General features: G+C 72.5%; 19 protein-coding genes and 1 riboswitch. Of the genes, 14 read left to right on the top strand and 5 right to left on the bottom strand.

Annotated features, from left to right (window positions below; genetic code table 11):
* Positions 1 to 32 precede the first annotated feature (32 nt).
* From B1H55_RS06145 to B1H55_RS06135, 3 genes are all read left to right on the top strand, one after another.
* On the top strand, positions 33 to 1,259 hold the full coding sequence (locus B1H55_RS06145; protein WP_077240429.1) for a GTP-binding protein: 1,227 nt from the start codon (positions 33 to 35) through the stop codon (positions 1,257 to 1,259).
* Positions 1,260 to 1,499: 240 nt separating this feature from the next.
* Positions 1,500 to 1,586: riboswitch (ZMP/ZTP riboswitch) on the top strand.
* Positions 1,587 to 1,631: 45 nt separating this feature from the next.
* Entirely contained in the window at positions 1,632 to 2,942 is a 1,311-nt protein-coding gene (glyA, locus tag B1H55_RS06140; protein WP_077240428.1) for a serine hydroxymethyltransferase, read from the top strand.
* Positions 2,939 to 3,838, top strand: coding sequence for a bifunctional methylenetetrahydrofolate dehydrogenase/methenyltetrahydrofolate cyclohydrolase (locus B1H55_RS06135; RefSeq protein WP_073451338.1), 900 nt, complete (start codon positions 2,939 to 2,941; stop codon positions 3,836 to 3,838). Before glyA ends, B1H55_RS06135 begins: the two co-directional genes overlap by 4 nt.
* Before the next feature lie 43 nt (positions 3,839 to 3,881).
* Here B1H55_RS06135 and B1H55_RS06130 read toward each other — a convergent pair whose 3' ends face one another.
* Positions 3,882 to 4,208, bottom strand: a complete 327-nt coding sequence (locus B1H55_RS06130; RefSeq protein WP_073451337.1) for an acylphosphatase — start codon at positions 4,206 to 4,208, stop codon at positions 3,882 to 3,884.
* 95 nt (positions 4,209 to 4,303) lie between these two features.
* Here B1H55_RS06130 and B1H55_RS06125 point away from each other — a divergent pair, with 95 nt between their 5' ends.
* Positions 4,304 to 5,149, top strand: coding sequence for an exodeoxyribonuclease III (locus B1H55_RS06125; RefSeq protein WP_080461637.1), 846 nt, complete (start codon positions 4,304 to 4,306; stop codon positions 5,147 to 5,149).
* Between the two features lie 96 nt (positions 5,150 to 5,245).
* On the opposite strand, the gene B1H55_RS06120 is transcribed toward B1H55_RS06125, so the two are convergent.
* Both B1H55_RS06120 and galK read right to left on the bottom strand, forming a co-directional pair.
* Entirely contained in the window at positions 5,246 to 8,071 is a 2,826-nt protein-coding gene (locus B1H55_RS06120; protein WP_073451335.1) for an MSCRAMM family protein, read from the bottom strand.
* A 319-nt stretch (positions 8,072 to 8,390) separates the two neighbouring features.
* On the bottom strand, positions 8,391 to 9,704 hold the full coding sequence (gene galK / locus B1H55_RS06115) for a galactokinase (protein WP_077240427.1): 1,314 nt from the start codon (positions 9,702 to 9,704) through the stop codon (positions 8,391 to 8,393).
* Positions 9,705 to 9,841: 137 nt separating this feature from the next.
* On the opposite strand from galK, the gene B1H55_RS06110 reads away from it, so the two are divergent.
* The 8 genes from B1H55_RS06110 to B1H55_RS06075 all read left to right on the top strand — a co-directional run bounded on the left by B1H55_RS06110 (position 9,842) and on the right by B1H55_RS06075 (position 17,431).
* Positions 9,842 to 10,396, top strand: coding sequence for a 2'-5' RNA ligase family protein (locus B1H55_RS06110; RefSeq protein WP_077240426.1), 555 nt, complete (start codon positions 9,842 to 9,844; stop codon positions 10,394 to 10,396).
* Positions 10,397 to 10,416: 20 nt separating this feature from the next.
* Positions 10,417 to 11,523 carry a YihY/virulence factor BrkB family protein gene (locus tag B1H55_RS06105; protein WP_231952800.1) on the top strand — a complete coding sequence of 369 codons (1,107 nt, stop codon included), beginning with the start codon at positions 10,417 to 10,419 and terminating at the stop codon, positions 11,521 to 11,523.
* 19 nt (positions 11,524 to 11,542) lie between these two features.
* A complete protein-coding gene (locus tag B1H55_RS06100) occupies positions 11,543 to 12,727 on the top strand; it encodes a mannose-1-phosphate guanylyltransferase (RefSeq protein WP_077240425.1) in 1,185 nt (394 codons plus the stop codon).
* A gap of 21 nt (positions 12,728 to 12,748) precedes the next feature.
* Positions 12,749 to 13,444 (top strand): hypothetical protein, encoded by a 696-nt coding sequence (locus tag B1H55_RS06095; protein WP_077240424.1) that lies wholly within the window; start codon positions 12,749 to 12,751, stop codon positions 13,442 to 13,444.
* 141 nt (positions 13,445 to 13,585) lie between these two features.
* Complete coding sequence (locus tag B1H55_RS06090) at positions 13,586 to 14,791, top strand: metal ABC transporter substrate-binding protein (RefSeq protein WP_077240423.1); 1,206 nt, start codon at positions 13,586 to 13,588, stop codon at positions 14,789 to 14,791.
* The gene (locus B1H55_RS06085) at positions 14,788 to 15,588 is read left to right on the top strand and encodes a metal ABC transporter ATP-binding protein (RefSeq protein ID WP_077240422.1); all 801 of its coding nucleotides are present in this window, start codon (positions 14,788 to 14,790) and stop codon (positions 15,586 to 15,588) included. The genes B1H55_RS06090 and B1H55_RS06085 overlap by 4 nt, the downstream gene beginning before the upstream one ends.
* Positions 15,585 to 16,541: a metal ABC transporter permease gene (locus tag B1H55_RS06080; protein WP_077240421.1), complete on the top strand. Its 957-nt coding sequence runs from the start codon at positions 15,585 to 15,587 to the stop codon at positions 16,539 to 16,541. Before B1H55_RS06085 ends, B1H55_RS06080 begins: the two co-directional genes overlap by 4 nt.
* Entirely contained in the window at positions 16,538 to 17,431 is an 894-nt protein-coding gene (locus B1H55_RS06075) for a metal ABC transporter permease (protein WP_077240921.1), read from the top strand. Before B1H55_RS06080 ends, B1H55_RS06075 begins: the two co-directional genes overlap by 4 nt.
* On the opposite strand, the gene B1H55_RS06070 is transcribed toward B1H55_RS06075, so the two are convergent.
* Positions 17,391 to 19,136, bottom strand: coding sequence for a phospho-sugar mutase (locus tag B1H55_RS06070; protein ID WP_077240420.1), 1,746 nt, complete (start codon positions 19,134 to 19,136; stop codon positions 17,391 to 17,393). The genes B1H55_RS06075 and B1H55_RS06070 overlap by 41 nt on opposite strands.
* Before the next feature lie 151 nt (positions 19,137 to 19,287).
* Here B1H55_RS06070 and B1H55_RS06065 point away from each other — a divergent pair, with 151 nt between their 5' ends.
* A complete protein-coding gene (locus tag B1H55_RS06065) occupies positions 19,288 to 20,040 on the top strand; it encodes an LOG family protein (protein ID WP_073451325.1) in 753 nt (250 codons plus the stop codon).
* 282 nt (positions 20,041 to 20,322) lie between these two features.
* Positions 20,323 to 20,490, top strand: a complete 168-nt coding sequence (locus B1H55_RS06060; protein WP_073451564.1) for a DUF3117 domain-containing protein — start codon at positions 20,323 to 20,325, stop codon at positions 20,488 to 20,490.
* Between the two features lie 329 nt (positions 20,491 to 20,819).
* Here the strand turns inward: B1H55_RS06060 and B1H55_RS06055 are convergent, their stop codons facing one another.
* Positions 20,820 to 21,455: an O-methyltransferase gene (locus B1H55_RS06055; protein WP_077240419.1), complete on the bottom strand. Its 636-nt coding sequence runs from the start codon at positions 21,453 to 21,455 to the stop codon at positions 20,820 to 20,822.
* Between the last annotated feature and the right edge of the window lie 77 nt (positions 21,456 to 21,532).

Here is a 21,532-nt window from a genome sequence, read left to right as displayed (position 1 = left end):
TTGAATCTCATTACCGTCAAGTTGGAGCCCTCATGACTCTCGACTCATCCCGACCGGGGGCGGACCGGCCCGCCTCCCACGGCCCCCACGATCCCGCCGCGGGCGCCGACCATCGGATCGCCCTCATCAGCGCCGTCGATCCCGCCCTGCTGGATCTGGCGGCCCTCAGCCTCCACGGCGAGGACGCCCTCGTCATCGCCGCCACGATCCGCCCCGATCAGGGCGAGCACGGTGTCATCAGCCTGTCCTCGGCGGGATCGCAGGCCCCCGACGGCGAGTCCTCCCCGGCGCTCGTCGAGCCCGTCGTTCTCGACGTCGACATGCCCACCTCCTGCCCCACCTGCTCCCTGCGCGAAGTGCTCCTCGCCGTGGCCGAGGACCGCGCCGCCGACGAGCCGGGCGGCGCCACCGTCATCCTCCTGCCCCCGGCGATCGAGATCGTCCACCTCGTGCCGCGCCTGGCGGAGGCGCTCGAGGCCGTCCCCGGCGCCGCGCTCGCGGGCGTCGCCCACGCGGTGCTCACCGCCACCGCCGTCGACGAGATCCTCACCCATATCCCCCTGGCCGACCGCGGACTGGCCTGGGGAGAGGACGATCCCCGCTGCACCGGAGAGGTTCATATGCTGGGGCTCGGCTACGCCGATGTCGTCATCGCGGTGGGGGAGGAGGGCGCGGGCGCGGACCTCGTCGAGCACTTGCGGGCCCACGACGCCCTCCTCCTGCCAGGATTCGACGCGCCCGTCCTCGACGCCCTCCTGTCGGTGCGCCACGACGCCCGCGCCGCCGTCGCCCGAGTCCACCCCGCCTCCACCCGCGCCTGGGGCGGGCCGGTCGAGCACGGCGTGCGCACCCTCGACCTCGCCTCCGACCGGCCCTTCCATCCCGAGCGGCTGCGCGAGCTCGTCGCCGACCTCGCCGGGGCAGGCATGTGCGCGCGCGGCTGCTTCTGGCTGCCCAGCCGCCCCGGGCGCGTCTGCGCCTGGGAGGTCGCCGGCGGCGCCGTCACCGTGGGCGACGCCGGCACCTGGGACGAGGCGCCCGCTCCCTGGGACGAGGAGGAGGCGCTGGGGGCCGGCGCGGGCGGGCTCGTCGGCCCGCGCTGCCACCTCGTGGTCACCGGCATCGCCGACGACGCCGCCTGCGACCGCGTGCGCGAGGCCTTCTCCCGCATCCTCCTGAGGCCCGATGAGTTCGTGACGGCCCTGGCCTGGAGCGGCCCCGACGGCGATGCCATGGATGACTGGTTCGGCGGCGACTGAGGAGCCGCGGGGCGGGCGGGGCCGACCGGTGCGGTTCGCACTGGGAAGCGCGGTTCGCACCCACTGGTGCGGGCAGGACGCACCACTGGGGGAGAACGGTGCCACTCGGGGCGGATGGCACCGTTCGACCGGCGCGCCGTCCCCCGTTGCCGCCCCGCGTCTCTCCGACGCCCCCGTTGTCCCCCGCCCCGCGTCGTCCCCGCCGCCCCGCGTCGCAGTGAGGCGCCCGGAGCGATAGGGTAGTGCCGTCGCGACTGGCGCCGGGTGGATCACCACCGGGGAGCGGCATGACACGCAGATCCGGGGTCGCCCGCCTGGGCCGCGGATCGCCCGCCGCAGCGCGCACGCGCGCCCGATACCCGCAGGAGAAGCATGACCGCCCCAGCCACCGTCTCCCTCAACAACCTCCCCCTGGCCGAGCTCGACCCGGAGATCGCCGCCGTCCTGGACAGCGAGCTCGACCGCCAGCGCGGAACGCTCGAGATGATCGCCTCGGAGAACTTCGTTCCCCGCGCCGTCCTCCAGGCCCAGGGCAGTGTGCTCACCAACAAGTACGCCGAGGGCTACCCCGGCAAGCGCTACTACGGCGGCTGCGAGGTCGTCGACGTCGCCGAGCAGCTCGCCATCGACCGCGCCAAGGCCGTCTTCGGCGCCGAGTACGCCAATGTCCAGCCCCATGCCGGCGCCCAGGCCAACGCCGCCGTCCTCCACGCGCTGGCCGACTCCGGGGACACCATCCTCGGCCTGTCCCTGGCCCACGGCGGGCACCTCACCCACGGCATGAGGATCAACTTCTCCGGGAAGAACTACCACGCCACCGCCTACGGCGTCGATGAGACCACCCACCGCATCGAGATGGAGCAGGTGCGTGAGACCGCCCTGCGCGAGCGTCCCCGCGTCATCATCGCCGGCTGGTCCGCCTACCCCCGCCACCTGGACTTCGACGCCTTCCGCTCGATCGCCGACGAGGTCGGCGCCGCCCTGTGGACCGACATGGCGCACTTCGCCGGGCTCGTCGCAGCGGGCCTGCACCCCAGCCCCCTGCCCGCCTCCGACGTCGTGTCCACGACCGTCCACAAGACCCTCGGCGGGCCGCGCTCGGGCATGATCCTGTCCAACCGCGCCGAGCAGTGGGGCAAGAAGCTCAACTCCGCCGTCTTCCCCGGCCAGCAGGGCGGGCCCCTCATGCACGTCATCGCCGCCAAGGCCATCGCCATGAAGATCGCCGGGACCCCCGAGTTCGCCGACCGGCAGGCCCGTACCCTTGCCGGTGCCCGGATCCTCGCCGAGCGCCTCCTCGCCGACGACGTGCGCGGCGCGGGCATCAGCCTGGTGACCGGCGGCACCGACGTCCACCTCGTCCTGGTGGATCTGCGCGACTCCGCCCTCGACGGCCAGCAGGCCGAGGATCTCCTCCACGCCGCGGGGATCACCGTCAACCGCAACGCCGTGCCCTTCGACCCCCGCCCCCCGCGCGTCACCTCCGGGCTGCGCATCGGCACCCCCGCTCTGGCCACCCGCGGCTTCGGCGAGGCCGAGTTCACCGAGGTCGCCGAGATCATCGCCACCGCGCTGACCGTGGGCGCCGCCGGCAACGCCACCGAGGACCTGCTCGCGGGCCTGCGCTCGCGGGTGACGGCCCTGACCGACGCCTTCCCGCTCTACCCGGGCCTGGTTCAGTGAGGGCCCCCTGGGAGGGCGCTGCCCGCGTCCTGGACGGTAAGGCCACCGCCGCCGCCATCAAGGCCGAGCTCGCCGAGCGAGTGGCGGTGCTGCGGGCGCGCGGCGTCGTGCCCGGGCTGGGCACAGTGCTGGTCGGCGAGGACCCGGGCAGTGTCAAATACGTGGCCGGCAAGCACTCGGACTGCCGCGAGGTCGGCATCGAGTCCATTCGCGTGGACCTTCCCGCCACCGCAATGCAGGGGGAGATCGAGGCCGCGATCGACCGCCTCAACGCCGATCCCGCCTGCACCGGCTACATCGTCCAGCTGCCGCTGCCCCGCGGCGTCGACACCAACGCGATCCTGGAGCGCATCGACCCCGACAAGGACGCCGACGGGCTCCACCCCACGAACCTCGGCCGACTCGTCCTGCGCGGCACCGGGCCCATCGACTCGCCGCTGCCGTGCACCCCGCGCGGCTGCATCGAGCTCATGACCCGCCACGGCATCGACCTGGCCGGCAAGGACGTGTGCGTCGTCGGCCGCGGCGTCACCGTGGGGCGCACCATCGGCCTCCTGCTGGCCCGCAAGGACGTCAACGCCACGGTGGACGTGTGTCACACGGGCACCGCCGACCTCGCCGCGCACGTGCGCCGCGCGGATGTCGTCATCTCCGCGGCCGGCTCGGCCGGGATCATTACTCCTGCGATGGTGGCACCGGGCGCCGTCGTGCTCGACGTGGGCGTGTCACGCGTGGTGGATCCCGCCACCGGCAAGGGCCGGATCGCCGGGGACGTGGCCGACGGCGTCGACCAGGTGGCCTCGTGGCTCTCCCCGAACCCCGGGGGAGTGGGCCCGATGACCCGCGCCCTCCTGCTGGCCAATGTCGTGGAAACGGCCGAGCGCGCCGCCGCCTGACGCCCCCTGTGATCGAGAGAGGAGGGACGGGGCGGGCGGGGGATCAGTTGCCCATGACGAAGGCGCGCTTCCTCAGACTCCCGGGCGTCAGGTCCGTGATGACGACGGCGCTCACCGAGGCCCAGCGCGGCCCGCGGTAGAGCCAGGCGATGAGGCGCGCCACGTCGTCGGCGGCTCCCTGCGCCAGCACCTCCACGTCGCCATCGGGCAGGTTGCGCGCCTCGCCCACCAGGCCGAGGCGCTCTCCCTCCTCCATGCAGGACCAGCGGAAGCCGACGCCCTGGACCCGCCCTGAGACCAGGGCGTGGATCGTGCGCTGTCGCGCCGCCGCCTGCGCGCCCGCGCCGCTGTCGTGGCCGATGCTCTTCATGTCCCCATTGTGACAGGCGGCACTCGGATTCGCCGCTCGACTCCTCCGGGTGCGGCCCCGCGTCGAGCGCGTCCCGGCCGCGTACGCTGGGCGCCATGCGAATCGCCACTGTCAACGTCAACGGCATCCGGGCCGCCGCCCGCAAGGGCATGGGGGAGTGGCTCAAGGCCGCCGCGCCCGATGTCCTCCTCCTGCAGGAGGTGCGCGCCGACCCCGAGATCGCCGCCCCGCTCCTGCCCGGCTATGAATCCGTCGTCTGGCCCTGCCGCGTCAAGGGCAGGGCGGGGGTCGCCGTCGCCGTGCGCGAGGGCAGTGGCATCGAGCTGGGGGAGACCCGACTGGGTGTCGCCGTGCCCGGGACCGAGGAACCCGACGTCGACTCCGGGCGCTGGCTGGAGGCCGACCTCTCTCTGCCGGGCGCGGCCCCGGGCTCGCCTCATGTCCTCACCGTCATCTCCGCCTACTTGCACTCCGGCCAGATCGGCACGGAGAAGATGGATCAGAAGTACGCCCACCTCGACCTCGTCGACGCCCGCATGGCCGCGCTCCTGGCCGAGCGGGCGGCCTCCGACGGCGCCCGCGAGATCCTCATGGCCGGCGACCTCAACGTGGTGCGCTCCGAGCGGGACATCAAGAACTGGAAGCCCAACCACAACAAGGTCGCCGGCGTCCTCGATGACGAGATCGCCCATTTGGAGTCCTGGTTCGACGCCGGGTGGGTGGACGCCTCCCGCCGCCTCCACCCCGACGCCCAGGGCCCCTACACGTGGTGGTCCCAGCGCGGCAAGGCCTTCGACAACAACGTCGGCTGGCGCCTCGACTACCACGTCATCACGCCCGGCCTGGCCGAGCGCGCCGAGAGCCTGCGCGTGGACCGCGCCGATGACTACCAGGGGCGCTGGTCCGATCACGCCCCGCTCGTCGTCGACTACCGGCTGTAGCCGGGGCGCGGCCCCGGGCGGGCCGAGACCGGGTGGAGGGGGAGGGCCCCGGATCCGGTCCCGGCAGCCACGGGGCCGCCTCCCGCCGCGGCGGGATCAGGCCCGACGACGGCGCAGCTGCCTGACAACGAGCGCGATGACCGTCATGAGGCCCAGGCCGAGTCCTCCGAGGTAGAAGGAATCGGCTCCCATCCCGCCGGTCAGCGGGAGCGCGGGCACCGGGCTCTTGTAGTTCGGGAAGGGGTCGTTGAACACGTGGTTCACGACGGCGCCATCCGCTCCGATCGTGATGCTGAAGGCCTGCGCCTTCTTGTCGAGCCGGTACCCGGCCGGCGCCTTGGACTCGGTGAGTGCCAGGGTCGCGCCGTCGGCGGGAATGCCCTCGACCCGGAAGCTGCCGGGAGCCGGGTCGGCGTCGTAGTAGGTTGCGCCCGCGGCCTTGGCCTTGCAATCGCCGGAGTCGCAGTCGGTGATCACAGTCGCTGCGGGGAAGGAGGGCCCGGTGAGGGTCCATTCGGAGCCCGCCAGGGCCGCGTTGTTATCGCCATCGACCTTCTTCCAGGTCACTGCGCCGGTGGCCCGGGTGTTCGTGATGGTTCCAAGATCGACGTCGAGTTTCGTGCTCGAGATCTCCGCGGGTCTGACGGTGGTGTCCAGGACATAGCCACCGGGAGGGGCGGCCTCGGTCACGGCGTAGCGGTCCCAGGGCAGGTTCGTCACCTTGAACTTGCCGGGCGCGGGGTCGGAGTCGGCGATGCCGCCCTGGCACTTCCCGTCCTCGACGCAGTCCGTCACGGTCACTTCTGCGACGCCGGGGCTCGCGCCCTTGATCGTCCAGGAGGATCCGGGGATCTCCTTCGCGGTGCCGGCGTCGGTCTTGGTCCAGGTGAGCGTGCCGGGCTTGCGCTGGTTGATGAACTCGCAGGCGATCTTCGCGCCCGGCGAGACGGTGATCGTGCCCTCGCCGGGCTTGCCGGTGGGGGTGACGGTGAGGGAGGAGCCATCCCCGGACGTGCAGGAGATCGCCTTGTTCTCCCAGCCCACGGCCGCCGCCTCACTGATGGTCACGGTGCCGGTGTCCTTGCCGGCGGGAACGGTGACGGTCCAGGGATTGGCGACCGTGCCGTCGTCCCCCGTGGTCTGGGTGCCGCCCACCACGGTGGAGGCGTCCTGGGCGGCGGCGGTCAGCTCCCAGCCCTTGCGGGAGGAGGGCAGCGGGGTCCCGTTCACCGCGAGGGCCTTCTTGGTCATCGTGAGGGTGGCCTCGAGGGGATCATTGGTGACGCCGCTGATGCGCGCCGCGCGCTGGGCCTTCGTGATCCTCCCGGTCCAGACGGTCGTGGCCTTCTTGTAGTTCTTGGGGGCCAGGGTTTCGGAGAGGGAGTAGTCGCCCAGGGGCAGATTCTCGACGCGGAGCTTGCCGGGGGCCGGATCGGCGTCGTTCGTGCCGTCGCACTGCCCGGCGGAGGCGCAGTCCTTCACCGCCAGCGTCGTGCCGCCGGGGCCGGTCAGGGACCACTCGGAGCCGGGCAGCAGCTGAGATGGCGCGTTGCTGGCCGTCTTGTCCCAGGCCAGGGAGCCGGTGAGAGGACCGTTGGTGATCGTGCACTCCACGACGACACTGTTCTCCCGGGGGATCTGTACCGTGCTGCCGGTTCCCCCGCCCTGGGCGAATGGGGTGCTGCTCCCGTTCTTCGTGCAACTCCACGATGGGGAGTAGTCGGAGAGGCTCGCGCCGTTGGCCGCGCGTTCCGAGAAGGAGAAGTTCGTGCCGATCCTCACTGGGAAGATGCCGATGACCTCGCTCTGCACGCCGTTGGCGCTTCCCGTGGTCTCGACCGAGGCGATCTCGCCTCCCGCCGGGGCGTAGCTCACCGAGAGCTTGAACTGATCGTCGGGCTTTTCCCGCTTGACGATGTTCTTCTTCAGGACGAAGGTCGCGGGCGAGCCGCAACTGGCCAGGTCGGTGCTTTTGCTAAAGACCTTCCTGTTGATGTTGTAGGCGATGACGTCGAAGCTGACCGGGTCGTAAGTGCTCACATTGTCGTAGTCGGAGAGGTAGAGCTTCCCCTCGGCGTCGAAGGCGATGCCGTTGACCGCCAGATTTCCCGAGACGTTGTCGGCCTTGGTGGTGGTCGACGGGATGCGGTAGTTGATGTCGGCATTCGCGGCGAGCGCCGCAGCGGTCACAGAATGGATTTGGGTGAACCCTGAGTCCCTCGCGCTCCGGACGATGAACATGTTCCCGGCATCGTCGAAGGCCAGGTCGCCATTGCCGTCGCCGCTGACCTTCCTGCCGACGTCGATGTATCCGACGTCCTGGATCTGGCTGGCGCTCATTCCGGAGCCATGGGGGAGCCGCCAGAGGCGGAAGTACATGTGGTTCTCTCCGCTCCACGCGTCGTAGTGCTCCTGGTAGCCACCGAAGTAGTAGTCGCCGGTCGAGGGCTGAACGCCTCCGGCGATATAGGTCCCGGCGAGGAGTCCGTAGCGAGCGGAGTCCACGTCGCCCGTCGATGTCCATCGCCCATTAGTGTAATGGACGATCCTGACGAATCGTGAGTTGTTGTAGTCCCTCGAACTCTGGATGAGGAAGTAGGCGCCGGTTCCATTCTTCTCGATGCCCAGGCCGTTCGCGCTGTCTCCGCTGTAGAACCAATCCCTGGGAAGGTCGCTTCCGGCCACTTCGGAGACAGTGCCGTTGGGTGAGATCCTGTTGATGTACCCGTTCTGAGTCACGTTGTACACGTTCCCGGGGGAGCAGTCGAAGATCGCGCCCGCCGCCTGGGCGGGCGCGATGGTGCTGAGGGGGCGGGAAATGCTGACCGCGTCAACGCAGATGAGGGCGAGTGCGCAGAGGGCTAGTAGGGCGCAGCGGGCGATGCGGCTGGTATGTGGCAGGGCATGGGAACGGGAACTCATTGTCACTCTTCGTCGCGGATCGGGCACGACACTCCCTCCCCCGCCGACATGTGGGGCGGCGCGGCGGGGTGCGGGAATGTTCGTCCTGGTAGGGAGAGGCCGAGGCGACGATGGGGATTCGTCATACCTCGGCGACTGCAAGCGACAGTAGCAACCTCAGGGGTGCGGGGGCCAGTGGCGCAATGGCATTGTTATCGCCCTGATCGGCTGGGATGGTGACAATCTGTTCGCAAGCCGCGCTTCCGTGGCAGGGGCCATGACGGAGCGAGGGGTGCAGCCGGTCTCGATGACAGTATCGACCGGTCTCGGTGAAGGGGGCTCAGCCCTTCGCGCGGCCCGCCGGGGCGCTGGGGACGGCGTCGAGGAACGCCGGCGGGGCGAATCCCTCGCGCCCGTAGGCGGCGACGACGGCGCGCGCCACGTCGTCCACCCGATCGGCGTCCACCAGGGCGATCGCGCTGCCCCCGAACCCGCCGCCGGTCATACGGGCCCCGTGGGCGCCGACGGCGCGCGCCGCCTCGACGGCCACGTCCAACTCGGGGCAGGTCACCTCGTAGTCCACGCGCAGCGACTCGTGCGAGGCGTCCATGAGCCACCCGACTCTGCTCAGCTTCTCCCCGCTCAGTGGAGCGCCGTCGGACAGGAGGGAGACGAGCTCGACGGTCCGGGCGATCTCGGTGACGACGTGGCGGGTGCGGGCCACCAGGACCTCCGCCTCCTCGCCACCGCGCTCGCGCAGGACGGCCAGCGCCTCCTCCAGGCCCTCGGGGGCGATATCCGCCAGGAGGTCGACGCCGAGGATCTCCGCCGCGCGCTCGCAGGCCGATCTGCGCGCGCCGTACTGACCATCGGCCAGTGAGTGCTTGGCGCGGGTGTCGATGACGAGCAGGGCCAGGCCCTCGGCGGCCAGGTCGAAGGGGACGTGAACGACCTCGCCGTCGCGGCAGTCGAGCTCGAGGGCATGGCCGGCGTGGCACCGCAGGGAGGCAGACTGGTCCATGCCGCCCGTGGGAGCCCCGGCCATCTCGTTCTCCGCCCGCACGCAGGAGGTCACCAGGCGGGCGCGGCCGGCGTCCGCGGGCGCGTCGGCGGGCCCGGCCAGCGCGAGCCCCGCGATCTCATCGAGGGCCACGCTCGTGGCGCACTCCAGGGCGGCCGAGGAGGACAGGCCCGCCCCCAGCGGCACGCAGGAGACCAGGGCGGCGTCGAAGCCCGGCAGGGGGCCGAGACCATCGCGCTCGAGGGCCCAGGCGACCCCCGCGATGTAGGCGGCCCACTGGGGGACCTCGCCGGGGGTGCCCTTGGGGCCGATGGCGTCCAGATCGAGCACGTCCACGGCCTCGCGCGTCTGCGGGGAGATGAGGCGCACCGTGCGGTCATCCCGGCGGCGCAGCGCCAGGAATGCCCGATGCGGCAGGGCGATGGGCAGCGCCAGGCCGCCGTTGTAGTCGGTGTGCTCCCCGATGATGTTGACGCGACCCGGCGCGTACCAGACGCCGTCGGGGTCGGAGTCGAAGGCCTCGTGGAACAGGGCGGTGGCCTGGGCGATGCCCTCCTCATTCGTCAAGGCGGGGGAGAAATCAGGGGCGGCGGGGGGCGTGACGGCGTCAGCGTCGGTGGTGAGGTCGCTCATAACGCACATCGTGCCATGCGGGCGACGCCTTTGGGGGGTCGATGCGGGTTAGGCTTGGTCGGCCCGCGGCGGACCCCGCCGCCGCGGACGCCCGATGAGACCGCCGAGTGCGCCCCTAACGCACGGAGAGGAGGGTCATGGAGGTCCCTGAGCCTGCCGACCGCGAGAGCGTGGTCGGTGTCACCGTGCCCGTTCCCGAGCCCTTCGCCGCCACGATCCGCGATATCCGCCGCGACGCCGGAGACCCGCTCGCCGCCCGTATCGCCCCCCACATCACCCTCCTGCCGCCCACGGCGGTGCCGACCGACCGGCTCGACTCCATCAAGGAGCACCTTGTCGAAGTCGCCCGCGCCCACGCGCCGATCGACCTGCGCCTGTCGGGTGCCGCGACCTTCCTGCCCGTCAGCGCCGTCGCCTATCTCAAGGTGATCGGCGGCGGCGATGCGCTGCGCTCCCTTCAGCAGGACATCCGCGACGCCTCCGGCCCCCTCAGCGCCCCCCTGCGCTTCCCCTTCCACCCCCACGTCACCCTCGCCCACGAGGTGGGCCAGGCCGCTCTCGACGCCGCCATGCGGGCCGGGGCGGCCCTCGACGCCGCTTTCATCGCCGGGCAGGTGCTCCTGCACACCCTGAACCGGGACCACTGCGCGCTCCTGGCGCGCATCCCCCTGGGCGGGGCGGCGCCGGCGTGAGGCGTCGCGGCGGGAGCGGCATGGCGAGTGCGATCACCACGATGCGCGCCAGTGCCGCCGCGCTCGTCGACCGCTTCAAATCCAGTCGCCCGGGGCGGGCGCTGGCCCGATACGCCATGGCCCGCGGCGCGCTCCTGGCCGGGGGCATCGCCTACACGGGCCTGTTCTCCGTGTTCTCCGCCCTGGCCATCGGCGTTACGATCCTCATGGGCCTGCTCGGCAGCCGTCCGGCCCTGCGCGATCGCGTTCTCGACCAGATCGGCCAGGCCCTCCCCGGTGTCATCGACACCGGCTCGGGCGGCCTGGTGACCGTCGACCAACTCACCCTCGGCTCGGCGCTCAACATCGGCTCGCTCGCCGCGGGCGGTTTCCTCCTCTACTCCGCCGTCGCCCTCATGGGGGTCCTCAAGACCGCCCTGCGCGCCATGTTCGGCATCGCCCGCCTCCCGGAGAACCCCCTGAGGGCGTGGGCGTGGAACCTCGTGGCGCTGCTCGTCATGATGGCCGGCGTGCTCGCCACCGCCACCGCGTCCGCCCTGACGACGGCGCTCGCCGGCTCCACCGCCGGCCTCATCGGGCTGCCCGCCTGGCTCAGCGGCGCCGGCACCCACGTGGTGGCCGTCGTCATCTCCTTCCTCATCGACGCCGCAGTGCTGGCCCTCCTGCTGGCCGCCTGCGGCATCCGCGTCCCCCGCAAGGACCTGGCCGAGGGCGTGTGCCTGGGCGCCGTCGCCTTCGGCGCGCTGCGAGAGATCGGCTCGCGCGCCGTCGGGTCGAACTGGCACAACCCCCTCCTGGCCTCCTTCACCGCGATCGTCATCCTCATCCTCTGGCTGCACCTGGCCAGCCGCATCCTCCTCATCGTCGCGGCCTGGATCGCCAATCCTCCCCGGCCCACCCTCATCGAGCACCCCGATGAGGTCCACGCCAGGGCCCGCCCGAACTACGTCACCCTGTCGGTCCCCGCAACCCTGTCCTGGCCCCGGCAGTCCCTGACCGGCACCGTCGAGGTCGATCCCACGGAGCATCCCGACTACCTGCCTCCTGCGCCTCCCGGGGGCCGGGCCCCGGTGGCGGCCGAGGGCCCGGCGCGCCCGGCCGGCCGGGACGCGCCTGCGGAGGGCTGATCCCCGCTAACCTGGGCCAATGACCGACTCCCCCGACAGTCCCGGGGCCCGGCGCGTCGCGTCGCAGGCCCGCCAGGGCAAGCCCATCCACGCCATCATCCCCGCCGGCGGCGCGGGCACCAGGCTCTGGCCGCTCAGCCGCCGCGAGCGCCCGAAGTTCCTCCTCGACCTCACCGGCGCCGGGCGCACCCTCCTGCAGGGCACCGTCGCCCGCTTGGAGCCCGTGGCCGCCACGACGACGATCGTCACCGGCGCCGCTCACGTCGAGGCCGTCGCCGCGCAGCTGCCGGGCGTGCCCGCCGAGTCGATCCTCGCCGAGCCCTCCCCCCGCGACTCCATGGCAGCTATCGGCCTGGCCACGGCCGTCATCGCCCGGCGGCACGGACCGGACGCCGTCGTCGGCTCATTCGCCGCCGACCAGACCATCGCCGACGAGGCCGCCTTCGCCGGGGCCGTGCGACAGGCCGCGGCGCTGGCCGAGGACGGCTGGGTGGTCACGATCGGCATCGAGGCCACCCACCCCTCCACCGCCTTCGGCTACATCCACGCGGGCGAGCCCACCTCAGTGCCCGGGGCGCCGGACGGCCGCGTGGTCCTCGGCTTCACCGAGAAGCCCGACGCGGCGGCCGCCGCCGCCTACCTCGCCACCGGCGAGTACCGCTGGAACGCCGGCATGTTCGTCGTCCGCGCGGGCGTCCTCCTCGACCATCTCGCGGCTCAGCGCCCCGAGCTCGCCGCCGGCGTGGAGGAGATCGCCGCCGCCTGGGACACCCCGGAGAGGGCGGCAGTCCTGGAGCGGGTCTGGCCAGGCCTGGAGCGGATCGCCATCGACCACGCCATCGCCGAGCCCGTGGCCGCCGCCGGGGGAGTGGCCACCGTCCCGGCCGCCATGGGCTGGGACGACGTCGGCGGCTTCGACGCGCTGTCCGCCCTCGTCCCCGCGCGATCCGAGGGGCCCGCCGCGGGCGCCGCCGTGCTCGACGACGCCGGCCAGGGCGGGCGGAGAGCCGACGTCGAGGCACTGGGCTCCCCGGGCGCGCTCGTCGCCTCGACGACGGGCCGCCGGGTCGTGCTGCTCGGGGTCCCCGGTCTCGTGGTCGTCGACACCCCCGATGCCCTGCTGGTGACGACGCCGGAGCGCGCCCAGGAGGTCAAGGGCGCCGTCGACCGCCTCAAGGAGAGCGGCCGGACGGACCTGCTGTAGTCCGGGGAGCGGAGGACGGCCATGGCGGAACGGGGCGGTCGCGAGGCGCTCCTCGGCGCCGTGACCTCGATGTCCCAGATGGACCCCACCACCTGCGGGGCCACCTGCGTGCTCGCCGCCCGTCTGCTGGAGGGGGCAGGGCGCATCACCGACCCCGTGCGCTCGCAGCGCGCCATCCAGCGCGGGCTCAACCGCCGCGCGATCCTGTGGCTCCTGCCCTGGCCCCGCGCCCTCGGCTCGCCTCCCTGGGCGCTGGCCCGCGCGCTGAGCCGCATGACGGGGCGGCGCTACAGGGTCCGCTGGGTGCGCGACTCCGGGCGCGCCTTCCCCGGCGTCGTGGAGCGGGCGCGGGGTCACCTGGCCGAGGGCAGGCCCGTCATCCTGCTCACCGGCGGGCCGCTGCTCCGCCGCCCGGCGGGAGGCGCCCGGCGGAGTGGGCTCAATCGCCTGGGGGCGCGCGTCGTGGCCGGCCCGGCGATCCCCAGGCACTACGTGCTCGGCCTGCCCTGGGACGGCGGCCGCGCGAGTGACCCGGGCCGCGGCCGCATCCGCGTCTACGAACCGGGCCGGGGGCGGCTCCACGATCTTGATCTCGCCGATCTGGGGTCAGTCGGCGAGCGCGGCGCCATGCCGGCGCTGGGGCACTGGTCCCGTGTCCTGGCCGTCATCCTGCCCGCGCAGTGCGATCGGTGCGATCGGTGCGGGCGACCCGGCTAGTGCGGGCACCGCGGCCGCATCGGGCCCCGGGCCGGCCGCGATGGGGGCGGCGAAGACCGAATGCGGCTGCGGCACGGGCGCCAAGCGCTCACAGAGTTTCGGGTTTGCGAAGTTCGGCTAGCCGAAACTATTCTCGGCCTCATGAGAAGCCTCCCCTGCCCCGGGCGCCGCGCCGCCATCGCGCTCGCCTCCCTCGCCCTCGCCGTCCCCGCACTGGCCGCCTGCGCCGAGACCCCTTCGGGCGGCCGGACAGGAGCCATCAAGGTCGTCGCCTCCACCACCCAGATCTGCGACTACGTCACCCAGATCGCCACCGGGGGCAATCCCTCCGGCTCGGACTCACTGGCCCTCGACCGCACCGGCGCCGACGGCGCCACCACCCACCTGGGCCCTGAGGGAGCCAAGGCCGGCGCCGGCATCAACCTCACCTGCCTGCTCGCCCCCAACGCCTCCGCCCACGAGCACGATATGACCGCCGCGCAGGCCAAGGCCCTGTCCGAGGCCGATCTCTTCCTCGTCTCGGGGGTGGACCTGGAGCACTTCCTCGACGACGCCGTCGCCTCCACCGGCTTCAAGGGCACCATGGTCATCACCTCCGGCGTCTACGGAGCCGCCGATGTCGATGACCTCGACGCCCAGAGGGCCAAGGAGAAGGGCCTGCCCTACACCGTCGAGCGCGGGAGCCGGAAGGTCGACGCCGCTCCCTGGCCCTTCGCCCCCGAGGAGGGCGAATCGGAGCCCGAGTTCCGCTTCGACCCGCATGTCTGGACCTCCCCGGCCGGCGCCATGATCCAGGTGCGCAACATCGGCGAGGCCCTCGCCAAGGCCTCCCCGGCCGGCGCCGCCACCATCAACGAGCACACCGAGGCCTACGCCTCCCTGCTCACCGAGCTCGACGCCTGGGCCCGCTCCAGCCTCGAGACCGTCCCGGCGGACAAGCGCGTCCTGTTCACCAGTCATGACGCCTTCGGCTACCTGGCGAAGGCCTACGGCCTGAGATTCGAGGGCGCCGCCCTGTCCGACTTCAACGCCCAGCAGGACGCCACGGCCCAGCAGATCCAGACCACCGCCGACGCCGTGAAGGCCTCGGGCGCCGTGGCCATCTTCGCCGAGAACTCCAACAACCCCGCTTCCGTGCGCAAAGTGGCCCAGACCGCGGGCGTCAAGGCGATCATCGGCGACGAGGCCCTCTACGGCGACTCGCTGGGCGAGCCCGGATCCGACGGCGAGACCTACATCGGATCCATCCTCCACAACGTCACCGGGCTCACCAACGCCTGGGGCGGCACCGCGGCCCCCGTCCCCGCCTCGCTGGCCGCCTGGACCCCCAAGGCGGCGGCGCAGTGAGCCTCGGCCATCCCGGGGGCGGGGGCGCTGTCGTCCACTGCGATGGCGCCGCCCTCGCCTACGGGCGCGCCGTGGCGCTCACCGGCGTCACCGGCGAGGTGGGGCCCGGCACCGCCCTCGCCCTCATCGGCCCCAACGGCTCGGGCAAGACCACCCTGCTGCGGGGCCTGCTCGGCATGGTCGATGTCGTCGCCGGGCGCATCGAGGTCTGCGGGAGGGCGCCCGGCCGTGCCCGGAGGGGCTCGATCGGATACGTCCCCCAGGTCGCCGACCTCGACCCCGCCTTCCCGGTCACCGTCCTCGACGTCGTCCTCATGGGGATCACCGCCTCCATGGCCCGCCTCGGCGCGCTCCCGCTGCTCGGGGCGCGCCGCCGCGAGGCCCGGCGGCGCGCCCTGGCCGCGCTGGAGTCCGTGGGCCTGGCCGAGGCCGCGGGACGGCGCTTCGGCACCCTGTCCGGCGGGCAGCAGCAGCGCGTCCTCGTGGCCCGCTGCATCGCCGCCCGCCCCCGGCTCATCGCCCTCGACGAGCCCTTCAACGGCCTCGACCAGCCCAACCGCGACGCCCTCCTGCGCATCATCGCCGCTCTCAAGGACGACGGCGTCGCCCTGGTCATCTCCACCCATGACCTCGTCATCGCCCGCGAGTGCTGCGAGCAGGTGGCCCTGCTCGCCGGGCGCCAGATCGCCTTCGGGCCCCGCGAGGAGGTCCTCGTCCCCGGCCTCATCGAACAGGCCTACGGGGCCGGCGCGAGTGGCCGTGACGACCTCCTGCTCGGGGCGGAGGAGGCCCGATGAGCGCCACCGATCCCCTCACCGCCCTCGTGGCCGGCGCCGTCGAGCAGCTGCGGCTGGCGCTTGTCGGCGTCCCCGGCCTCGTGCCCCTGGCCGCCGCCCCCTTCTTCTTCCGGCCCCTGGTCATGGTGGTCCTGCTGGGGATCGTCTCGGGCGTCGTCGGGGTGCTCGTCAACCTGCGGGGCGCGGAGTTCAGCGCCGAGGCCCTCGTCCACGCCGTCTTCCCCGGGATCGTGGCCGGCGCCGCCTTCTGGGGGATCGAGGCGATCATCCCCGCCGCCTCCGCCGTCGCCATGGTCGCGGCGGTCGGCCTGACCCTGCTCACCCACCACTCGGGGCGCGTCGCCGGGGCCCGCCGCTCAGCCGGGGGCGGCGGGGCCGAGGCCGGCACCGCCGTCCTGCTCACCGGCTTCTTCTCCGTGGGCATCATCCTGTCCCTGGCCGAGGGGGACCGGTCCGGGCAGCTGGAGGCCCTCATGTTCGGGCGGCTCCTGGAGGTCACCGACGCCGGGCTCGCCCACGCGCTCATCGCATGCCTCGTCGCCGTCGCCCTCGTGGCCGCCACCTGGCGCGGACAGGTCGCCTACGCCTTCGACCCCGTGGGGGCCCGCGCCGCCGGACACCGGCTCCTCGCCCTCGACCTGGCCCTCAACGCGGCCATCGCGGCCGTCGTCGTCTCGGCCTCCACCGCCGTGGGCACGCTCCTGGTCATCGGCGCCCTCATCGTCCCCGGTGCCACGGGGCGGGTCCTCGCCCGCCGGGTGCGAACCATGGTCATCATCGCCGTGGCCACCGGAGTGCTCGGCGGCTACCTGGGCATGCTCGCCGCCGTCATGCCCCTTCCCCGGCCCGTCTCCCCGCAGGCAGCCGTCAGTCTCGCGACGACGGCGCTGCTCCTGTGCGCGATCATCGTCACCTCGGCGCGGCGCCGGGCGCGCGGAGCGGGGCGGTCATGAGCGGCATCGGCGAGGTCTCACCGGGCCTGCTGGTCCTGCCGGTCGTCGAAGTGGTCCTCATGGGGCTTCTCGCCGGCCTCGTCGGCGCCCTCGCCCTGCTGTCCCGCCGCGTCTTCTTCACCGAGTCCCTCACTCACGCGACCTTCCCCGGGGCGATCATCGGCGTCGTCGTCGCCACCTGGATCGCGGCCGCCCTGGGGCACGGGCGCCCCGGGTTCGAACTGCTGAGCACCATGCTGCTCGCGGGCGCGGCCCTCATGTGCCTGCCCATGGCCGCGCTCATGCGCGCGCTGGCCCGCGTCGAGGGCCTGGGGCCCCAGTCCGCCGCCGGCATCGTGCTCACCATCGGCTTCGCGCTGGGTTACTTCCTGGCCGGCTGGTTCAGGCCCCTGCCGTTGAAGATCGACTCCTTCCTCACCGGCTCCGTGCTCAACGTCGGGCGCGTGGACGTGGCCGCAGTGGGCGCGGTCCTGGCGGTGGCCGTGTTGGTGGTCGCCCTGACGGGGCGGTCCCTCGTCTTCCACGCCTTCGACCCGGTGGGCCACCGCGCCGCGGGCCTGCGGGCGGGCTGGGCCGAGGGCGCGGTGCTCATCCTCATCACCGCCACCATCGTGGTGCTCGTGCCCGCCGTCGGCACCATCCTGCCCATCGCCCTCATCGCCGCCCCCGCGGCCGCGCTGGCGCCCTCGGCGCGAACCGCGCGCGGGCTCCTCATCGGGGCTCCCCTGCTCGGCGCGGCGAGCGCACTGGCCGGCCTCGTGCTGGGCGTGGCGCTTCGGCTCTCCGTGGGAGGCATGATCGCCGCCGTCGCCGCCTCGGTCTACCTGGCGGCGGCCTGCTGGCGGGGGATCAGGCGGGGATCCCCAGCGCGCCGCGCAGATCGTCCTTGATGACCTCCAGGCGCTCGGCGGCCGCGGCGCGGATCGCCGAGATCGGCTCGCCGTCGGGGATATCCATGACGACCTCGCAGTAGCACTTGAGCTTGCGCTCGGTGCTCGAGGGCCGAAGGACAACGCGGTCGTCGGCGGCCGTCTTGATGATGATCCCATCCGCGGGCGGCAGTTGCGCGCCATTGCCGTCACTGGCCCCGTCCATGAGATCGAAGACATCCACCACGGGCGAGCCCGCCAGTTTCGCGGGGGCCCCTCCCTCGCGCAGGCGCCGCATGATGCCGTCGATGATCTCCGCGTCGTCGGCGCGCGCGCTCATCTGGCAGGTCAGGTGCAGGCCGTGCCGCTGGGCGAGGCGATCCAGGAGCGAGACCAGGGAGCGGCCCTGCGCCTTGAGGACCGAGGAGAGCAGGGCCATGCGCACCGCGGCGGCGATGCCGTCCTTGTCCCGCACGGAGGCGGGGTCCACGCAGTAGCCCATCGCCTCCTCGTAGCCGAAGACGAGCCCGGGCACGCGGCTGATCCAGGTGAAGCCCGTGGGGGTGATGCGGTGCGCCAACCCATGATCCTGGGCGATCTTGCGCAGCATCCGGCCCGAGGCGATGGAGGAGGCGAGCACGCCCGCGCCCGTGAAGGCGGCCAGCTCGGCGGCCTGCTCGCCCAGGAGGATCCCGACGGCGTCGCCCGTGAGCTGGCGCCAGCCGCCGGGCACGGTCTCATCGGGGACGGCCACGGAGCAGCGGTCCGCGTCGGGGTCGAGGGCGATGGCCAGGTCCGCGCGCTCCTGGCGGGCCAGGCCCAGCAGGAGGTCCATGGTGCCGGCCTCCTCGGGGTTGGGGATGTCCACGGTGGGAAATCCCGGATCCGGCTCGAACTGCTCGGGGACCACGACGACGTCGTCGAAGCCCGCGCGGCGCAGCGCCTCGAGGCAGATCCGCCCGCCCACCCCGTGCATGGCGCTCAGGACGATCCGCAGGTCCGCGGCCGCGCTCGTCCTGGCGGCGGTGACCACGCGCTCGATGTACTCCTCGCGCAGCTCGGGCCCGATCAGCTCCCAGCCGGATTCCGCACGGGGGATCGATTCCAGGCTTCCCAGGGCGGTGATGGCCTCGCTGATCGCCGCGTCCTGCGGGGGGGCGATCTGGGCGCCGCGGTCCCAGTCGCCCGCCGCGCGGCCGCCGAGGTAGACCTTGAACCCGGAGTCCTGGGCGGGATTGTGCGAGGCGGTGACCATGATGCCCGCGTCCGCTCCCAGCGCGCGCAGGGAGAAGGTCAGCAGGGGGGTGGGGCAGTGGGAGTCCATGAGGAGGGCCCGGCCCCCCGCGCCGGTGACGACGGCGGCCGCGTCGCGGGCGAAGACGTCGGAGCAGTGCCGGGCGTCGTAACCGATGACGACGACGAATCCATCCCCGACCTCCTGGTGAAGGTAGGCGCACAGGCCGGCCGTCGCGCGAATGACCACTGCCCGGTTCATCCTGCCCAGACCGGGGCCGAGCCTCCCGCGCATGCCCGCGCTCCCGAAGGTCAGAGGACCGGAGAAGGCCTCGGTGAGGGCGGCTGTGGCGGCAGGGTCCCCGGCCTCGTGGAGGGCCAGCAGCCCGGCCAGCTCCTCACGAGTGGTCTCATCGGGGTCCTCGGCGATCCACTGCGCGACGGTAGTACGGACAACCCCGGTGGTCGGGGCAACCTTGGGGGAGTGGGTCATGACTTGACCGTACCGGTCGGCCCCTCCTTCTAGCGGACAAGGTGATGGCGTTCATGCGTGGCACCTCCCACAACATCTGATGTCGCTGGTCAGAGGCTATGGTGCACCTGTGACATAGGGCTCGCCGCCCGCACGATGACACAATGCGGGCATGACCGATCGCCAGACCTACCGCAAGGGCCCCGTTCTCCTGCGCGGCACCCAGATCCCCCAGCTCACCTCCGACGCGAGCCTCCTGGCCGCAGCCGAGCGCGCCGACTGGCTCCACGCCGACCCCTGGCGGGTACTGCGCATCCAGTCCGAGTTCGTCGAGGGATTCGGCGCCCTGGCGGAGATCGGCCCCGCCATCAGCGTCTTCGGCTCGGCTCGCACCAAGCGGGACGATCCCGCCTACCTCCTCGCCGAGGAGATCGCCGCGGGACTGGTCCGCTCCGGCTACGGCGTCATCACCGGCGGCGGCCCGGGCATGATGGAGGCCGCCAACAAGGGCGCCCATGAGGCCGGGGGCCTGTCCGTGGGACTCGGCATCGAACTGCCCATGGAGCAATCCATGAACGAGTACGTGGACCTGGGCATCAACTTCCGCTACTTCTTCGCCCGCAAGACGATGTTCGTCAAGTACTCCGACGGATTCATCGTCATGCCCGGTGGCTTCGGCACCCTCGACGAGCTCTTCGAGTCCATCACACTGGTCCAGACCCGCAAGGTCGAGTCCTTCCCGGTGGTGCTCGTCGGGCGCGACTACTGGGGAGGGCTCGTCGACTGGATCCGCTCCTCGCTCCTCGGATCGGGCATGATCGCGCCGCAGGACCTCGACCTGCTGCACGTCGTCGACACCGCCGCCGAGGCGGTCGAGTACGTGGTCGCGGGCGCCCAGAGGATCCGCCCCACGTCGCCGGAATGAGCAAGGGCACCGATGGCGTTGGGGCGCCGCCCGTGCTGGGGTGCCGCGGCAGGGCCGGCGCGCAGTGCCGAGAGGCATGATCGCCCGTGCCGGGAACCGCGCCCTCGCATGATATTCAAGGGGAGGCGCCCAGGTCCCGGCCCAGGTGGCCGGTGAGGACGACTGGTCCGGGCATCCGACCCATGCCCCTGTGTCCTACTTATCGTGCTGCTGAAAATCATGCCTTAGAATGAGAGGCAGCACCGCGGGCGGAACCGCGCGAGCACGATGGAAGGGATGCATATGGCTGCCATGAAGCCCCGTACCGGGGACGGCCCCCTGGAGGTCGTCAAGGAGGGACGCGCCATCATCATGCGCATGCCCCTCGAGGGCGGCGGCCGCCTGGTCGTCGAGATCACCCCTGATGAGATCAAGGCCCTCAAAGAGGCGCTGGCCACTGTCAAGATCTGACCCATTTGCCCGGCGCTGAGCGCCGGAACCCGTCGGTTGCCCGCCCATCCGCCGTCGGAGGGGCCAGGCAGTCGCGTTATGCAGGAGAAGGACCGTTCCCGGATCGGGGCGGTCCTTCTCCCATCGCCCTCGGCCCCGAGGGGTGCCGCTCGCCCTGAGGGGTGCCGTTCGCACCGAGGGGTGCCGTTCGCACCGAGGGGTGCCGCTCGCACCGACAGGTGCCGTTCGCACCGACAGGTGCGGGCAGGACGCACCGGTGGGAGCGGATGGCACCTCTCGGGGCGGAACGCGCCGCTCAGCACGGTCGGGGCGGAAGGACGCGCGGCCTCTCAGCTCCGGCGCACGGCCACGAGCAGTCCGTCGCCGACGGGGAGCAGCGAGGTCAGGAGGCCGTCGGCGTCCCGCAGGGTCTTGCCCAGTTCTCGGGCGGCCACCGTCACGGCGTCGCGGCGGGCGGGGTCGGCCACGTGGTCGCGCCACAGCGCGTGGGTGATGACGAGCGATCCCCCGGCGCGCAGCATCCGCAGCGCGTCCTGGAGGAGGTCCGCGGCGTCCTGCGGGTCGACGTCGAGCACCACCATGTCGTAGGAGCCCGCCGCCATACGGGGCATGACATCGGAGGCCCTGCCCTGGATGATGCGCGTGCGATGGCCGGAGTACCCGGCGGCGTCGAAGGCCCGTCGCGCCTCCCGCTGGAACTCCGCCTCGACGTCGATGGTCGTCAGCACGCCGTCGGCGCCCATGCCGGCCATGAGCCACAGCCCGGAGACCCCCGTGCCCGTGCCGATCTCCGCCACCGACTTCGCTCCCGCCGCCGCGGCGAGAGCGCGCAGGGCGGCACCGGTGGCCGGGGAGACGGGGGATGTGCCGAGCTCGATGCCGCGCAGGCGGGCCTGGGCCGTCACCTCGTCCTCAAAAGGGAACTCCTCGGTGTAGGACCAGGTCAGAGTCTTGTCCGCGCTCACAGTGAGTCCCTTCCACGGCGGTGAAGCGTGCGCTCGAGTTCACCGCGCCATCCGCGCGGCAACCGCATTGTCCCAGG

The organism is Actinomyces denticolens (assembly GCF_002072185.1).
In the GTDB taxonomy this organism is placed as follows: Bacteria; Actinomycetota; Actinomycetes; order Actinomycetales; family Actinomycetaceae; genus Actinomyces; species Actinomyces denticolens.
The sequence above is the reverse complement of the archived record's forward strand: the minus strand, read 5'-3'. Positions and strand labels throughout refer to the sequence as shown.

Bases quoted from the DNA above. Each gene is read 5' to 3' on its own strand.
- B1H55_RS06130 (WP_073451337.1), bottom strand. From the start codon at position 4,208: ATGAAGAGCATCGGCCACGACAGCGGCGCGGGCGCGCAGGCGGCGGCG.
- glyA (WP_077240428.1), top strand. From the start codon at position 1,632: ATGACCGCCCCAGCCACCGTCTCCCTCAACAACCTCCCCCTGGCCGAG.
- B1H55_RS06145 (WP_077240429.1), top strand. From the start codon at position 33: ATGACTCTCGACTCATCCCGACCGGGGGCGGACCGGCCCGCCTCCCAC.
- B1H55_RS06095 (WP_077240424.1), top strand. From the start codon at position 12,749: ATGGCGGAACGGGGCGGTCGCGAGGCGCTCCTCGGCGCCGTGACCTCG.
- B1H55_RS06070 (WP_077240420.1), bottom strand. From the start codon at position 19,136: ATGACCCACTCCCCCAAGGTTGCCCCGACCACCGGGGTTGTCCGTACT.
- B1H55_RS06075 (WP_077240921.1), top strand. From the start codon at position 16,538: ATGAGCGGCATCGGCGAGGTCTCACCGGGCCTGCTGGTCCTGCCGGTC.
- B1H55_RS06080 (WP_077240421.1), top strand. From the start codon at position 15,585: ATGAGCGCCACCGATCCCCTCACCGCCCTCGTGGCCGGCGCCGTCGAG.
- B1H55_RS06125 (WP_080461637.1), top strand. From the start codon at position 4,304: ATGCGAATCGCCACTGTCAACGTCAACGGCATCCGGGCCGCCGCCCGC.
- B1H55_RS06065 (WP_073451325.1), top strand. From the start codon at position 19,288: ATGACCGATCGCCAGACCTACCGCAAGGGCCCCGTTCTCCTGCGCGGC.
- galK (WP_077240427.1), bottom strand. From the start codon at position 9,704: ATGAGCGACCTCACCACCGACGCTGACGCCGTCACGCCCCCCGCCGCC.
- B1H55_RS06100 (WP_077240425.1), top strand. From the start codon at position 11,543: ATGACCGACTCCCCCGACAGTCCCGGGGCCCGGCGCGTCGCGTCGCAG.
- B1H55_RS06110 (WP_077240426.1), top strand. From the start codon at position 9,842: ATGGAGGTCCCTGAGCCTGCCGACCGCGAGAGCGTGGTCGGTGTCACC.
- B1H55_RS06105 (WP_231952800.1), top strand. From the start codon at position 10,417: ATGGCGAGTGCGATCACCACGATGCGCGCCAGTGCCGCCGCGCTCGTC.
- B1H55_RS06120 (WP_073451335.1), bottom strand. From the start codon at position 8,071: ATGAGTTCCCGTTCCCATGCCCTGCCACATACCAGCCGCATCGCCCGC.
- B1H55_RS06090 (WP_077240423.1), top strand. From the start codon at position 13,586: ATGAGAAGCCTCCCCTGCCCCGGGCGCCGCGCCGCCATCGCGCTCGCC.
- B1H55_RS06060 (WP_073451564.1), top strand. From the start codon at position 20,323: ATGGCTGCCATGAAGCCCCGTACCGGGGACGGCCCCCTGGAGGTCGTC.